12 protein-coding genes, 1 tRNA gene and 1 pseudogene are annotated in these 14,805 nt (G+C 39.8%); 5 read left to right on the top strand and 9 right to left on the bottom strand.

Annotated features, from left to right (window positions below):
• Nucleotides 1-21: 21 nt before the first annotated feature.
• Nucleotides 22-1,587: a sensor histidine kinase gene (locus NITUZ_RS09615; protein ID WP_052370039.1), complete on the bottom strand. Its 1,566-nt coding sequence runs from the start codon at nucleotides 1,585-1,587 to the stop codon at nucleotides 22-24.
• A gap of 690 nt (nucleotides 1,588-2,277) precedes the next feature.
• Here NITUZ_RS09615 and NITUZ_RS02595 point away from each other — a divergent pair.
• From NITUZ_RS02595 to NITUZ_RS02580, 4 genes are all read left to right on the top strand, one after another.
• Nucleotides 2,278-3,237 carry a Fic family protein gene (locus NITUZ_RS02595; RefSeq protein ID WP_048195019.1) on the top strand — a complete coding sequence of 320 codons (960 nt, stop codon included), beginning with the start codon at nucleotides 2,278-2,280 and terminating at the stop codon, nucleotides 3,235-3,237.
• A gap of 601 nt (nucleotides 3,238-3,838) precedes the next feature.
• The gene (locus NITUZ_RS02590) at nucleotides 3,839-4,666 is read left to right on the top strand and encodes a hypothetical protein (protein WP_048195017.1); all 828 of its coding nucleotides are present in this window, start codon (nucleotides 3,839-3,841) and stop codon (nucleotides 4,664-4,666) included.
• Between the two features lie 45 nt (nucleotides 4,667-4,711).
• Nucleotides 4,712-5,401, top strand: coding sequence for an IS110 family transposase (locus NITUZ_RS02585; protein WP_048195011.1), 690 nt, complete (start codon nucleotides 4,712-4,714; stop codon nucleotides 5,399-5,401).
• A gap of 482 nt (nucleotides 5,402-5,883) precedes the next feature.
• A complete protein-coding gene (locus NITUZ_RS02580) occupies nucleotides 5,884-6,591 on the top strand; it encodes a beta clamp domain-containing protein (protein WP_177309442.1) in 708 nt (235 codons plus the stop codon).
• Nucleotides 6,592-6,600: 9 nt separating this feature from the next.
• On the opposite strand, the gene NITUZ_RS02575 is transcribed toward NITUZ_RS02580, so the two are convergent.
• The 7 genes from NITUZ_RS02575 to NITUZ_RS02545 form a co-directional block, all read right to left on the bottom strand.
• Nucleotides 6,601-9,489, bottom strand: coding sequence for an N-6 DNA methylase (locus tag NITUZ_RS02575; protein WP_177309441.1), 2,889 nt, complete (start codon nucleotides 9,487-9,489; stop codon nucleotides 6,601-6,603).
• A gap of 71 nt (nucleotides 9,490-9,560) precedes the next feature.
• Entirely contained in the window at nucleotides 9,561-10,154 is a 594-nt protein-coding gene (locus NITUZ_RS02570) for a hypothetical protein (RefSeq protein WP_211198871.1), read from the bottom strand.
• Nucleotides 10,155-10,480: 326 nt separating this feature from the next.
• Nucleotides 10,481-10,975, bottom strand: a complete 495-nt coding sequence (locus tag NITUZ_RS02565; RefSeq protein WP_048195003.1) for a hypothetical protein — start codon at nucleotides 10,973-10,975, stop codon at nucleotides 10,481-10,483.
• Nucleotides 10,976-11,206: 231 nt separating this feature from the next.
• The gene (locus NITUZ_RS02560) at nucleotides 11,207-12,094 is read right to left on the bottom strand and encodes a Fic family protein (protein WP_048195001.1); all 888 of its coding nucleotides are present in this window, start codon (nucleotides 12,092-12,094) and stop codon (nucleotides 11,207-11,209) included.
• A 128-nt stretch (nucleotides 12,095-12,222) separates the two neighbouring features.
• Nucleotides 12,223-12,297 (bottom strand) — tRNA-Arg (locus NITUZ_RS02555).
• A 147-nt stretch (nucleotides 12,298-12,444) separates the two neighbouring features.
• Nucleotides 12,445-13,206, bottom strand: a complete 762-nt coding sequence (locus NITUZ_RS02550; protein WP_048194999.1) for an integrase — start codon at nucleotides 13,204-13,206, stop codon at nucleotides 12,445-12,447.
• 63 nt (nucleotides 13,207-13,269) lie between these two features.
• Nucleotides 13,270-13,971: an MIP/aquaporin family protein gene (locus NITUZ_RS02545; RefSeq protein ID WP_048194997.1), complete on the bottom strand. Its 702-nt coding sequence runs from the start codon at nucleotides 13,969-13,971 to the stop codon at nucleotides 13,270-13,272.
• 95 nt (nucleotides 13,972-14,066) lie between these two features.
• Between NITUZ_RS02545 and bcp the strand changes: the two genes are divergently transcribed.
• On the top strand, nucleotides 14,067-14,528 hold the full coding sequence (gene bcp, locus NITUZ_RS02540; RefSeq protein ID WP_048194995.1) for a thioredoxin-dependent thiol peroxidase: 462 nt from the start codon (nucleotides 14,067-14,069) through the stop codon (nucleotides 14,526-14,528).
• 16 nt (nucleotides 14,529-14,544) lie between these two features.
• Here bcp and NITUZ_RS10110 read toward each other — a convergent pair.
• A pseudogene (locus NITUZ_RS10110) lies at nucleotides 14,545-14,805 on the bottom strand (hypothetical protein); the annotation flags it as partial.

Raw genomic sequence — 14,805 nt, 5'->3', positions numbered from 1 at the left:
TGAATCCACAGTATAATTGTGCTATGCCGATTTACCTGCAAGAGGAATCATGATGTGCATTGTAGTGCCCTTGCCCTCCCCGTCGGATTCAGCCCGGATCATGCCCCCGTGCCCTTCCACTATTCCCTTGCATACTGAAAGCCCAAGGCCGCTTCCACCGTATCTTCTGTTCTTGTCTGTCGACACCTGATAGAACTTGGCAAAGAGTCCGTCTATCTTGTCCTTTGGTATTCCAATGCCGTTGTCCGCAATCGTAATAACTGCGTTGCCTCCCTCTGATTTGAGCGATATGTGTATCTTGCCCGTCTTATCAGGCACAAAGTCAAGGGCATTTAACAGTATATTCTGGAATACCTGTCCCATCCTCATGGAATCAAACCTGCATGATACGTCCTGCAATTCTAGCGATACTGCAACTCCTTTTTTCCTAAACTCGGGCTCCAGCTCTGACATCGTACGTCTTACAAGCTCAGAGAGGTTTCCCTCCTGAATATCCAGTCTGAGCTTGCCAAGCTCTAGCTTGTTTGCATCAAGCAAGTCCTGAATCATCTTTTGTAATGTAATCGCGCTGGTGCTAATTGAGTGAAGCCTCTTTGCCTGCTCCTCGTTTAGCTGACCCAGTTTTTGCGAGAGTAGTATCTCAGAATACGCCTTTATTGGAAGAAGTGGGTTTTTCAGATCGTGAACTATCATCGTTACAAATTCGTCCTTTGATTTTTCCACCTTTTTTAGCTCCTCGTTTGCCCTCTCAAGGGCCTCTGACTTTTCCTGCAGCCTTGCCCTCAGAAGGTTTGTGCGCACAAGCAATACAGGGATTACAAACGAGAGGACAACTCCTGCCACAAGTATTATGGTATGCTCGTATGATTGCGCCTCAAAGCTTGCATCCCAGAGAACGTACCTCAGATCATAGTATTTTTTCAGCTTGTGCCCAAACAGATTTGTTTTGTATTCTACAGTTATTGCGTTATCTTTTTCCTTTTGCAATAACTCTACCACACTCCCTGATGCGCCGCCCGACTTGGCAACGCTGTACAGTACTTCATTATCATCTATCGGACTGAGCAATACAAGCTTGTACTGCTCAGAAAGTATCGTGCCCTCTGGGATAAAATATCCAAATGGTACTGCAATCACAAGCGATGCAGTCTCGTTTATTGCAAACTCGGCAGTCATTGCCTTTTGTCCGGCCACAACTGTAGGATAGTCAGGAAACAGAAAATCAAAGTCATGTCCGACGTATTCTTTTATCGGGTATGATTCCACTATTGTACTGCCATCAAGCACAAATAAGTTGAGTATCTCAGAGTTGCTGCCAAGTATTGTCTGCGCAAACCTGTCAAACTCTGCTGAGCTGACACGCTCTGAGCTTCCATAGAGGCCTATTATTCCAGATGATATGGTTTGCACCCTTCCCTCCCTTCTTGATATGGTGTTCTCGATGACTTTGGTATAGTCATCCTTGTTTGACTCTATTATCTGGGCCTGGTATGAGGACAGCTGGAAAAACACGATGAGCGAGCCGGCAAGGATGAAGGCGCCGACCAGAGCAGGTATGATAAACGGCGAGGATTTTTTTGCGTTCAACTGAATAATTCTAAAACAGCACATCCATATCTTTTGCTCGTTCCATCTTTGGAAGTCACTCCGGCAAATTCCAGATATGCAGTACAGGATGCGCAGGAACTGCGGTGCTTGACTGCTTGTTGATCGCACTACCTGACGCCTGCGAGGCGTCCGTACTAATCAGTAAATATTTGAAGAAAGATCACCAATAATTTCGAATAAGATAGGTGAGGGTCTGGTTGGATATTTTGCGCGTTCCGGGTTTGATCTCAGACCCATGCTATGCATATCACACGTAAGTAGAAAATTTTTTCCTTAATTTTGTTATAGTTCGTAATCCCAGTAGGATAACAATGTGTGAATGAGCTTCTTCGTGCGTGAAAAACTACTGGATAATCTTTTAGTGAATCTTCGTAAAATCAACAGAATAAGCTCATTTCCTAAGCTTCGTACACGAAATTTACGAGAAAAGCTTTTTGCCGTACATTTAGGCACGAGGCCTGAAGATTATTGCGAGCTTTTCGTGCACAAAAGTGTCAAAATCTAAATTCCGATATTTGCCAAATCCATAAAGCTCAAAGGAATTAATTGATTATTTCAATCCCTTAGGTTGGAATTTTCCTGCTTCGTGCCAGATAACAGCATGAGGCGATTCAATATCGTGTAATTTTATCCGATATATTTTAGTATCGGATAGACTTATCCGATACCATGGCACAGTACGCAGAATTACCTTCACACATACAAAAGAGAATAACAGAGAAAAAACGAAAACTTGGATCAAAAGGACATCTTACTCCAAGAAGAATTAAAGAGATCGACGAGCGCATGCAGGTGGATTTTGTTTACAATAGCAACAAAATAGAAGGCAGTACGCTTTCCAGAGGCGAAACTGAGCTAATACTACGAGGAATAACGATAGGAAAAAAGAATATCCCGGACGCATTGCGTGGAAAAGACCTCGGAGATATTCTAGTTGCACATAATCACTCCAATGCAATCGATTTGATTAAAAAAATTGCATTTGACAGAGTTTACAAAGTAACTGAATCAGATATTAAAAAAATTCACGGAATCATAATGAAAGGAGTGATTGCTAGCGCTGGACAATACCGAAATTATGACATAGATGTAAAGGGTGCAGGGTTTACACCGCCTCCATTTTATGACATTTCAAAACACATGAGAGATCTGCTGCATACATTAAACAGCAATCCCGATGAGTTAAGACCGATTGAGCTTGCGGCACAGATTCACTATGATTTTGCATGGGTTCACCCATTTGAGGATGGAAACGGGAGAATGTCTAGATTATTACTTAATTTGATTCTAGTAAGAAATGGATATCCGTTTGCGGTAATCAAAAGCGTTGACAAGCCGCAATATCTTAGGGCACTACGGGAAATGGATATTTCTGGCAATTTCAAGCCATTTCTGATTTATGTGTCGCGATGTGTCGAGCAGACATTGGATCTTTATCTGGCACCAAAAAAGCCCTCAAAAAAGGAAGAATTCCTACCGTTGGCAAAGCTTGCAGGCGGCACACCTTATTCTGCAGAATACCTAAGCCTGCTAGCAAGAAAGGGGCGAATTGACGCCATAAAAGAAGGTAAAACATGGAAAAGCACTAAAAAAATCATCAGTGCCTATCTTAAAGAACAAGGGAAATGATGTTATTCCTCCTAGAGAATGGATATAGTCTGAGCATTCCGCAAAACCAGAATCTGAGCTGCGTCAATTGTTGTTTGATATTCAAGAAGATGCGACATAGACAGGAAAACAATTGACAAAATAAAATCCTAGGTTATTATCAATATTAAGCCCCCAACTAAAATGGAGATACAAACAGTTGAAAATCAACAAATTAACCATGACGAAATCGCTAAAGTGCTAGAGTTCCTAAATAACGGCAATACAAGCAGCGAGTCGTCACAGCCGATGATTCAGAGAAGCTCATCAACGAAGGATGGCAGTACATCGGAACTTTGCCAAACGGAAAGGTCGTCGTCAAAATGTGCCCGTACATTACGTAAGAGCGGGTCTAGTGGGAACCAGTACCCATTTTGGGCCTTTTTTAGACCCGCTTTATGCCTGAAAGTTTGGTGAATAGCCTAGTTACTTTGACGGGAATTAGTTTTAACTAAGGAAATCGAAATATGAATTAAATAGAAGAAATGGCATCATATCTATTCCCCAAAGATCTGATGTACCTCATAACACCACTAAACATGGAATCGATACGCCTTTATTCTCACGGCAGGTGGCTTTAATCATGGCACTTTCACAAAGTGCAAAGATGCTTCTGATACTAATTGGCGCTACAAAATATGTTGAAGGTTCCACAAGGCTACAGAAATACGGATTATTGGTTTCTAAAAAAATTGGACAAAAAGAGGAATTCTTCAGCGACTGGCAGCCTGACAAATTTGGAGTTTTCAGCAAATCCCTGGCCAAGACTGTAACGATGCTGGCAAATGAAGGCCTCATAACTGCAGACAAGGTAAACACATATGGAAAAGACACAATCCGTTACAGAATAACAGACAGCGGAAGAGGCCAAATTCAAGACATCATACGTGAAAAGAAGGATCTGGTAGACGAGATTTGCGGCATTCCGCAGTATTATTTTGGCAAATCGTTAAAGGAAGTCTTGGCCGATGTCTACACTTTGTATCCAGAGTACACCACAAACAGCACCATAAAACACGAAGTAAACAAAAACAGAATAGAGCAAGAGTCGCTGTTTGAAGAATCTGAGTTTGACATTCCTTTCAAGCCATCAACCAGGCTGACGGCAGACATAACCAACCTAATTACAAGGACTCCTTCGGAACATGTCTTTAATGACGAAGACGTGCGGGAAAAGCTTGCCAAGCAGATCGGTTTGAAAAACATTCCCAGTCTTGACTCAGGCGCATTTGACAGGCTTGCCGGGATGCTGAGAAACAAGGTTCAGGCTGAAAAAATAGACTCCGTAGACGTTATACGAAATCTTTTCCCTAGCGCAAGCCAGATCCATACAAATGTATGGCATGAGAGTAGATGGTTTACTGCCATGGTATCATGGTACCACACAGGATACCGCAAGGGCGACCCGTAGACTGACTCCGAGTGAGCGGAAAACAAAATACCGCAATGACGGTGGATGGGAGAATTCCGCTGCATCAGGCATTTTCAAAAACAAGGAGGTGATCATACCATAATCAACATAGGAATTGACGTACACAAGAAAAAGTGTGTTGCTACAGTAAAATCCGATTCAAGACAGATCCTAGGACAAGTAACATTTGATAATAATTCACAGGGAGTAAACGAATTCATCAATACCATAAAACAACGATACCACAGTGATATTCGGGCAGTATGCGAATCCACTGCCAATTACTGGCTCAGATTACACTATACACTGGAGGAAAACGGCATCGATACCATTCTGGCTCATCCTGCAAAGACCAAAATAATAGCACAAGCCAAACTAAAAAACGACAAGCTTGATTCTGAAGTACTTGCAGATCTACTAAGATCAGACATGATATGCAAGTCATTTGTTCCAGACAAATCATATCGAGAACTACGCAATCTAGTCAGAACAAGACTGGGACTAATCAGAACCAGAACCACATACAAAAACAAGATTCATTCAATTTTAGCAAAATATGAGTACAAATCTCCAGTCTACAAGACCTTCTCAAAGAAGGGCATACGATGGCTAAAAGAGATAGACCTGCCTTCAGTGTTGTTTCTGCCAAAACTCGTGAATTTGCCAAGTTCAATTCTTTGGTTGTTTTTTACGTATTCTATTCCTGCAGTGATACTTCGTATGCCATTTGGTTGAGAGAGGCCGTTAATATGATGCTCTGCGGATGCAAGTGTAAGTATTTTTTCAAGATCACGAATTTCGTTTTTCCTTAAATCCGACTTTCTTTCCCTGATTTCTGACCATGCCCAAGTCAGAAATGTGTAATAGCGCAGTCTATCAGTCTGGGTAGTTATTCCGGGAATAAAATATTCTTCGGAAAACCTGAAAATAGCTAGCTGCAATGGGTCTCTAATTGTACCGAGTGGTATTTTTTCTGACCATAAAAGAGACATTACTATACATGGTTAAAATCATGGCAGATATTTTTTTCTCAAGGCATTTTGAGTCAAGACCAAATTAGTGTCGAATCCAACAAGACCCGATCATACTTTTGAAAATCTAGTCTACTTTTTCTTTGTACAGGTGTAAACTAATAATGACAAGCATGATTAATCCACAAAAGAATTTTTATGAATTTGTTGTTTTCTGTTAAATTTACTAATATTCAAGATTGGAAAATGGTATTTAACTCACTAGAAAAATCCTTTGAAGAAGGAATTTTTCAAACAAGCAAAAATGTTATTGTTTTTAGAGCAATACATTCCTCCAATATTGCCTTGTTAGAAGTGACATTTCCTAGATCATCCTTTAAATTTCTAAAAGTAGAAAACCTGTCTTTTAAATTTTTAATAAAAGAACTGAGGGTTATTTTGAATTATGCCAATCACAATGATTCAATAGAGTTTGAGATGCCAAATGACAAATTCCTTAATGTTTACATAAACAAAGTTTTGATTGCAAAATTAACTATACAAAAAATTCATGATTTAAAGAATTTTGAGCCTCCAAAAATCGAATACACTTCTATGATTCATTTAGGTTCAGATGTAGTTAAAAAAATACTTGCTAATTTCAAAAATAATTATGATTGTGTTCAAATTAATTCTAAGAAGAACGTCATACAATTTAGTAGTTTATATGAAAATAAAACATCAAAAATCAATATAGATGAGGAGAATGCTGGGCTTTATGAGGTACAAATCGTTAACAATACGTCTTCCACTTATTCGTTAGAATACATGAAAGATATTATTCGAAACATTGGAAAAGCATGTAAAACTATGAAAATGGAATACGCTTCATCAAGCCCACTGCGTTTGTCATTTGTCACATCATCAAATGCTCAAATTGAATATTATTTAGCTCCAAGGATCGTTTATCAATAATTTATAGTGTCAATCTACGGAAAGTTCTTCATAAATGGCTTTATACAACTTGTCAAGAACAGGTTCGATTCTATCCTTATCGAAACCAAGGACTTGAAGTATTGTAACATCAAGAATCCTACGATACTTGTTATTGGTCAAATATTGATCCTTAATTGACGGAAAATTTATCTCTTCTAGTTTTTCTGCTATTTCTTCAAGTTTTGATTTTTCCTCATGTGACAGTTTTTTAATGTCAAATAAGTCGTAGAGAACCCAATCGGCTTCCATAATATGAGTAAATCCTCTTGTCGATTGAGAACGGTATAACAGAAAATTTGCAATGGTTATACTGCTGTTTAACAGTAAAGTTTGGAATAATCCTTCTTGTGAGCTATTAAAGTCTAGAATTTTAAAAGAATGTGGGGCGACAAATTTTTTCTTTGAGTAAAAGGCGAAATGATGTGTGTTTGCTGAATCTGGCCTAAATCGATTTGGAATAATTACATGACGTAATTTGTTCAAGACATTTTTGTTGTGCGTAAACCAATCAAATTTTCCTTTCCATTTAGAAAACCGTAAAATTTCATCAAATTTTGCTGGTTCTTCTGTAATCACATAATCAATATTATCCACTATAAAGTTTTTAATTCCAGTTAATGTTCGCAGAGCCGGTTGAGTTTTGCTGATTGGAATCTCAAATTCATTCTCAAGTGATTTAATTTTAAATTTGAGTGTCTGAGATTTCTTTTCTTTAAGGATCAAAAACGATCTTTTAACTCTTGATTCGTCTATTGGATTATTAATAAAAACAAGCTCAGAAAGGCCTTCTGGCGACGCATGGAGCCCCTCCCTCATAATTTCCTTCGACAATTTAACTAGTTTATTTCCAGCGGTTTTTCTTACCTCGGCCATAAAATTGGAGATGACCAAACCATTCTTTTGTGATTTAAAGCCAATCAGTGGCATGAGATTATCAGAATAATCAAACAGTTCTTTTGTCTTTACAAAGGTTATTTCGTAATCATCGTTATTTTTATTAGTTTTTTCAATATAATTGCGGTTCAGATCGTTGATTAATTTTGTTACTTGATCTGAAGGCATTTTTTTGATTTCAGATTTTATCGAGACGATTGCAGTATAATCTTTTTCGTCGGGTTTTTTTCTCTCTGCTATGTATAAGACATCCCTATATGCTGAATTTTCGCTGAATGCATCATCGATTATTGGCTTAACAATAAATTTAGCAGAAAAATTACTCAAAAGAAAATCACGTACAGGTTGAGTTGCGCCGCCTCTTGCAATGCTAATTGGAATTACTGCGCCGAGCATTCCACCGTTTTTTAATAAAAGATTTGACAGTCCTATAAAATAACCCCACAAATTTACCATCCCCCCAACTTTTTCCTTTAGAACAACATTATTGTTCAGTTTGGTTCTCATCTCATCAGGCATTTTTTCTCTATCTGAAAAAGGAGGATTCATTATAACCACATCTAATGGTGAAATGTTGAATGTAGAACCTCTTCCTTCCATGGATACAGATCCTCCTTTTTTACTCCAAGCAACTTCGTTTGTGAGTGTCAGTTGTGCTGATTTTTCAAAACCTGTAATTGGGATTCCTTTTCCTCTCGTAAACGCAGCGCTTCTGAGCCTATCCGCTAATTCAAGACTGTCCATCGAAGCAATTCTCACGATGTTGGTAGGTTGATCTATCTGCTGCATAGCAAGATTAATTGTTGTGAGGTGGCTTGCAAACGGCATAAGGTCTGCTCCGCTGATTTCTTTTTCAATAAATTGTTTATGAACTGCTTTGAAATTTTCAAATCCTTTCTGTGATTTGTATAAGTTTAGTTTTCTGGAGTAACTTGCAACTAACAATGTTCCAGAACCACATGCAGGATCCATTACAGTTTCGTTCCATGAGTGAATTGTTAGGCCTGCTAACAAGTCCGCAGAATTAGGATGAGTGTAGAATGCGGCTAGTATTTTTCTAATTTCATGAGGAATGAGATCGTGAAAGAATCTTCCAGCTAGATCATGGGTAATTAACTCAGCCCTTATCAATTGGATTGCTTGAATAACATCATTAAGAATTTCAATTACCAGATTATCTTCTGGAATTTGGCCCAAGATATTAATTTTATAGATAGATTTAAAATCGATTTTAGTAATTGCATCAAAATATTTTTGTAGATCCTGTATTTTGGCTATCTCCGTTAACTCTGGTAATTTAGTACTGGTCATTTTTTTACTGTAAATTCTATAAAAAAGTAATTGGTTGAATAACAAATATGAAGAAAGATTTGTTATTTGATTCTCCGCTAATTCTTGATCATCAATGTCACCGATTGATGTAAAAAGATCTAATTTTTCAACTACTTCAGAGACGAGTTTTTCCTTTTTAACATATGATGTTATTGCGTTGAGATCCGAAACAATTTGGCGTATTTGTTTTACAATCGTGTGTAAATCTATTTTATGAACTTTGGAATCAATTTTATTTTTTAATTCCTCAAATATTTTTGAGGCAGAATCTTCAACTGTTTCATTCCAATAATCAGTAAATACATGACATTTTATTTTGTCGTTAAGGGTTATTTTTCTTAGCCATTCACTATTGACAATAGGTTGATTTTTGAGAGTTTCAGGATATATTAAGACCAGAACGTTTGATGTGCCAAGTTTACTTGCGTACCTAAAGGCTTGCGCAGTCGCCTTCGTGCTTAAAGTTGGTGTATTTTTTTCTAATTTTACCTCAATTACAAATTTATCTTTCCCATATGTGAAAACAATGTCAGAGAAATCCCTTTCTTTTCCTGCTCTTGATTCACCAATGCTGTCAAATTTTATTTCCCGTAGGAAGTCACTGATAGGATCATAAAGAGTTCTTTCTATTATCCGGTTCTGAGAAGACACCATATTGAGTTTTTGATATTACTATTTGAAATTTTTCATACTAACAATAATTATGCGTGAGAAATTTTGCTCTATTGAAACATCTCATTTAATATCTGATCCACGTCATATACTGTACAAATCGGACTTATACATCGGTAAAGAGTCTTTACTGATTGTTTCAATTGTTTATCTGAAGCCAAAGGCCCTTGGAGCATTAACTTACTTGCACCACCAACAAAGCTCACATCCACTTGATTTGAAAACTTGTTTGTAGTTTCTGATTCATTGAATCCATATAGGTACATAAGATAGAAATCCTTCTTCGGTTCTTTTTGTTTGCTGTCTGTTTTGTACCAACCAAGTAGATTGATGAATCCAGAAGTAATTCCAAAATATACTCCATTTCTTACACAAGATGATCTTATTTCAATTTGATACTTATTTCCGTTGACAGTCAATATCAAATCGATCTGGGTAATTCCTTCTACGCTATCAATAAATTCAGAAGACTCGGTGATGGTCCCAGGCAAGTTTCTCACTTTTAATTCATTTTGAAGAAGATTTTTCGTACATAATTCAGCTAATCTTCCACGCATATTTGCCGCTTCTAATTGGGGCAAGGTCCTTATCTCTTCTTTCGGATTATGAGGATTTACTTTTCTTGCTAACTGTTTACCTTCCAAAATTGCTTGTTGTAATATTGAATCTGATTGGTTGAAAGAGAACGCCAAATAGTGTTTGTAGTTATGTGAATGAGTGCAGGAGATTAGTTTTCTGCTAATAATCATAAATTAGAATAATTATTTAGTTTGTATCCTATATGCTTTACAATAATTATTAACGCATGTAAAGAATCATATCTAATAAATCTGGTTTGCGTAAGATTTGTACATCACTTCTGAAACAGATTTCATGAATCATAATGATGAAATTAGATTGCTTGCATGTTTGAATTATGTACTGAATCTGTTAAGACCAGCCATCATGAAAGTTCAATATCAGACCCATTTTAGCAGTATCGACTTAGCTCACTTAATCTCTTATTTATTTCAAGAATTTTCTCTGTTTCCGGAGTGGTTTGCAAAGCTTTCATCAGATAATTTCTTTCCATTTTATACTCCTTCATTTTCATACATGCGGTTGCCAAATTAATCAGAACGTTTGCACGAGTAGCTTGATCTGTGAGGTTCATGGAATTTTCTTCAGCCTTGGTAAAATATCTCTGTCCAGCTTCTTTGAAACCTAGCATACACTCAGCCTCACCTATGTTTTTTGCAAGGCTGGGATCTTTCTTTGCAAGGGCTACAAAACAGTTTGCAAGAAATCGCGTGTTGTTGCAATCAGACGTTGATATGCCGTTTTCTAGGAAAAGTTCGTGTGGAATTAACTGCAGGAATTTGAAAAGCTGTTTCGGATATTTTCGCTTGTTGTCATTATTTACAAGCGAGTCCAGAAATGATTGGTACGGATCCTCGATTTCTCTGATTTTTTCCAGGCTTAACAAGCATCATCATCGATGATGGTGGGTCTATTTTAAGACCATGATAGGTAGCGGGTCTAGTGGTTCTCGGACTCCCGTAATGAACGAGTCATGCGAAAAAAGAACTCGCACTGACATAGTTAGCGGATCCGGGGGGATGCTCAACAATAGTAAACTTGTTTCAGTTATTTTGTGCGTAGAATTTTTGTTTTGAGTTTTTCGAAAGATGACACAGTGATTTGGATTCCACTGATGCTATCTTAGATAACGGTGATACTCTTTGATATATTTTTTGATGAACCATTGAAGAAAGATTCTTTCTTCTTTTTTGACTTGAGATCTTTCAAGTGCGTTATAGTATCCATTTCTTTCCTCATATTTGATATCAAGCATAGGGTAGTTCTTCTTGTTTAGCACAAAATTCATGATAAGCCTCGATATTCTGCCATTGCCATCTCCAAACGGATGTATTGTTACAAATTTCAGATGTGCCAGGGCGGCAAGCTCTATTGGATGAATACGATTTTTGTTCTTGTTATACCACTGGAAGAACTCTGTCAGCATTGGGAATACTTCGACTGGTGACGGTGGCAAGAATTTACTTGCACCTATTCCAACTTGGTATTTTCTTATCTCGCCCGCAATATCGGCCTTTGTTTGACTAAACAAGTCCCAATGCCAGTCCAAAGTCATTTGTAATGTCAGATCTTTTTTGGAGTTCAAAATTCTATAGAAAAGATCCCTGTGTGCTTCAGCCTCTTTTACATCCCGAATTGGTTTGCTTGTAGGCGTTATTCCCCTTTCAAGCAGATCAGCAGTTTCTCTCCTAGTGAGTGTGGAACCTTCTATCTTCTGAGTGTCATATGTGAATTTGGTGACAAATGACTGTAGTTCTTTTTCTTTGATTGATTTTGGTATTGATTTGTGTTCTTTGATGTAATTTTTTTTAATTATATCTAGATCCGAGTACCATTTTACTTTGTAAATGTCGTCTATGAGTTGTCTTTTGATAGTTTCAATGTTTTTTGGGATTTTGTTTCCAAGATAGAGTTCTTTTTTCAAAACCTTTTTGCCTTTTCGATAACTGTGCTCCAGGTAGTAGTATGTCTGTCCCTTTATCACTTTCTTTCTTACTACCACCATAAAAGTAGTTACCCCTACAGATTTATATAATTTTCATTTTTGTCAAAAATGTAGGGGTAATCAAATACGATTGCGTATGAGTATCAAATTTAGTTCGTGGGGACTCGAACTTACCAAAATCAAGAAGGCGGGACCGGTGCGCTTCGATCGCACGACCTGACGCTCCGCAAGCGTCCGCACTATCCAGACTGTGCAACGGCCCCAGATACCGTCGCAGGCGACCCTTTAATTTCGCTTGCGCATCAGGCCTTTGATCTTTGGCTATGGCAGTATCAATTTCATCCCCACTTGACATTGTGGGGGAAAATGCAGTGTCCGGCCAAAATACGTGATAAAAAAACTCACCAAAATCAGATCCTGGAAACGTACGGGTCCCACATCCGGACCCACCGCGGGTAGCTGGACCTCATGAGCGGCAGGTAGTAGTGCCTCTGCGAGATATTGCCGCGCCTGCCCTGCATGAACTCGGCCAGGAGCGGGTCGATTCGCGTGGCGACCATCGTATAATTTAGCTTGCGGAGGTGCCTTAGCTGGCATCCGAGTATTCTTGAGTGGAGGTGCCTGTGTATGCTGTTGTAGCTTATTTTCATTGAGATCTTTTTGTGCAGTATCGGGTGGCAAAAGACGGCGTTTGCCTTTTTTGTCCTGCGGTCCCAGAACATCTCAATTACCCTGCCGTTGCACAGCTGCAGGTGGTCGTTGAATGCGCGTACTGCCTCCTCGGTGCGCAGGCCAGACACCAGGGCAAAGGTTGCAAACAGAGTATACTTGGGCGGCAGGGCCCGTATGTTTTTTGCAACGCGCGATATTGTGAGCGTCTCTGCAAGGGCATAGTTCTCGTACGGGTCGCGCACCCTCTTCCACTTTACCTCCTTTCTTTTGAGCCACACAAGGAACTGCTCATGAAAATACGTGTCGTGCTTTATGTCAAGAAAGCGGCATATGTTCGATATTGCCTTGAGTATGTCCTCCTTTCTTCTTGTGTGCTCCATTAGGATTAGCTCCGGCGTGAATGCCATCCTGTAGACTTTTTTCCCAAGTAGCCAGAGGTTTCTGCCATAGTGCCTGTGCTTTGTGCTGGTCAGCCACCTCAGGTACTCGTCCCAGTCCATCGAGTCGGCAGCTGATACCAGAGATGACAATGATGGAAAAGGTCTTGCTGTACCTTAAGGGATTTATTCGCTCTCTGCCTTTTTGACAAAGATATAGTACATTATCAGGCCAGCTATGATTCCGCCGATTATCGGGCCTGCCCAGTATATCCAGTGATAGTCCCAGTAGCCTGATGCAATTGCAGGACCGAGCGTCCTTGCAGGGTTCATCGATGCTCCCGTGAACGGAACGCCGACTAGGTGCAGCAGAAATATCATGCCTCCTATTGAGAGACCGTGCAGTCCGGCAGATGCCTTTTTGTGCACTGCAGTCATGAATATTACAACAACAAGGAAGAACGTAAAGACCAGTTCGAGTGCAAAGCCTGACATGGCAGAATTGTTGAGAAGCTCGCTCGGGCCTCCCTGGGTTCCAAAGTTTACCTTGGCTCCAAGCTCTGGCAGTATTGTCTTGAGTGAGAATGCTGCAATGATTGCGCCTATTATCTGGAATATTATGTAGCCTATCCCGTCTACTATTCCTATCTTTCTTGTAATCATCATTGGGATTGTGACTGCTGGGTTGATGTGCGCCCCGGAAACGTGGCCAAACGAGTACACCATCAGGCCTATTGCCGAGCCGTGTGCAAACGATATCAGTAAGATGCCCTCAAGTGTCAGTCCCGGGCCGAATGCTGCTGCGGACACTATAACTGATAGAGGTCCGAAGAACACCAAACAAAATGTCGATAGTGCCTCTGCAAACCATGCCCTGCCGTTAACCATCAAAGAGCAGCCCCGCGGATTTCAATATAAAATATGCGGCCGTCTCACGATCGTGTGCTGAAAAATATAATTGGGCATACACCCAGATCCAATTCGTGATATCAGAAGGAGACAAGGCGCCAGACTTTGAGCTAAGCGATGCTGACGGAAATCTGGTAAGATCATCTGATTACAAGGGCAAAAAATATGTCGTGTACTTTTATCCGCGCGACTTTACTCCCGGCTGCACCATAGAGGCAGACGAGTTCGCTCAGGAATATGCCAAGTTCAAAAAGGCTGGAGTGCAGGTCTTTGGCATCAGTACTGACGATGTGGAATCACACAGAAAGTTTGCAGATAAGATGAAAATACCGTATGTTCTTCTCTCCGACCCGGACGCCAAGGTTGCAAAAAAGTTCGGCGTGTGGGGCAAAAAACAGTTCATGGGAAAAGAGTACATGGGAATACAGAGGAGCACGTTTCTTGTTGACGAGAAAGGCAAGGTCTTCAAGGTATACCCTGCTGTAAAGCCAAAGGGACATGCACAACAAGTTCTCGGTACAATACTTGGAAATTAAAATAAAGGAAAAGATCTTAGGACGGTGTCCAGCCTTTTGGCATAGATCCCCTATTTGGACTTGGTTTTGGTGCAGGCGGCGGTGTCGTCGGCTTGAATCCAGCTGGCAGTGATCCCCTGGTCGGGTTTGTCTGCGGCTGTGGCGGCGGTGTCTTTGCCTGTTGCTGCTGTTGCTGCATTCTCTGCAGATATTGTTTTTCGTATTCCTCAAGCTGCTCCTTGCGCGACTTGCCTGACGAGTTGTTCTCCGGCTGCGGCTGTGGGGGTGCCTGAGTCTG

The organism is Candidatus Nitrosotenuis uzonensis (assembly GCF_000723185.1).
Lineage (GTDB): Archaea > Thermoproteota > Nitrososphaeria > Nitrososphaerales > Nitrosopumilaceae > Nitrosotenuis > Nitrosotenuis uzonensis.
Note: the sequence above shows the minus strand (reverse complement) of the source record. Positions and strands in the feature narration are given on the sequence as shown.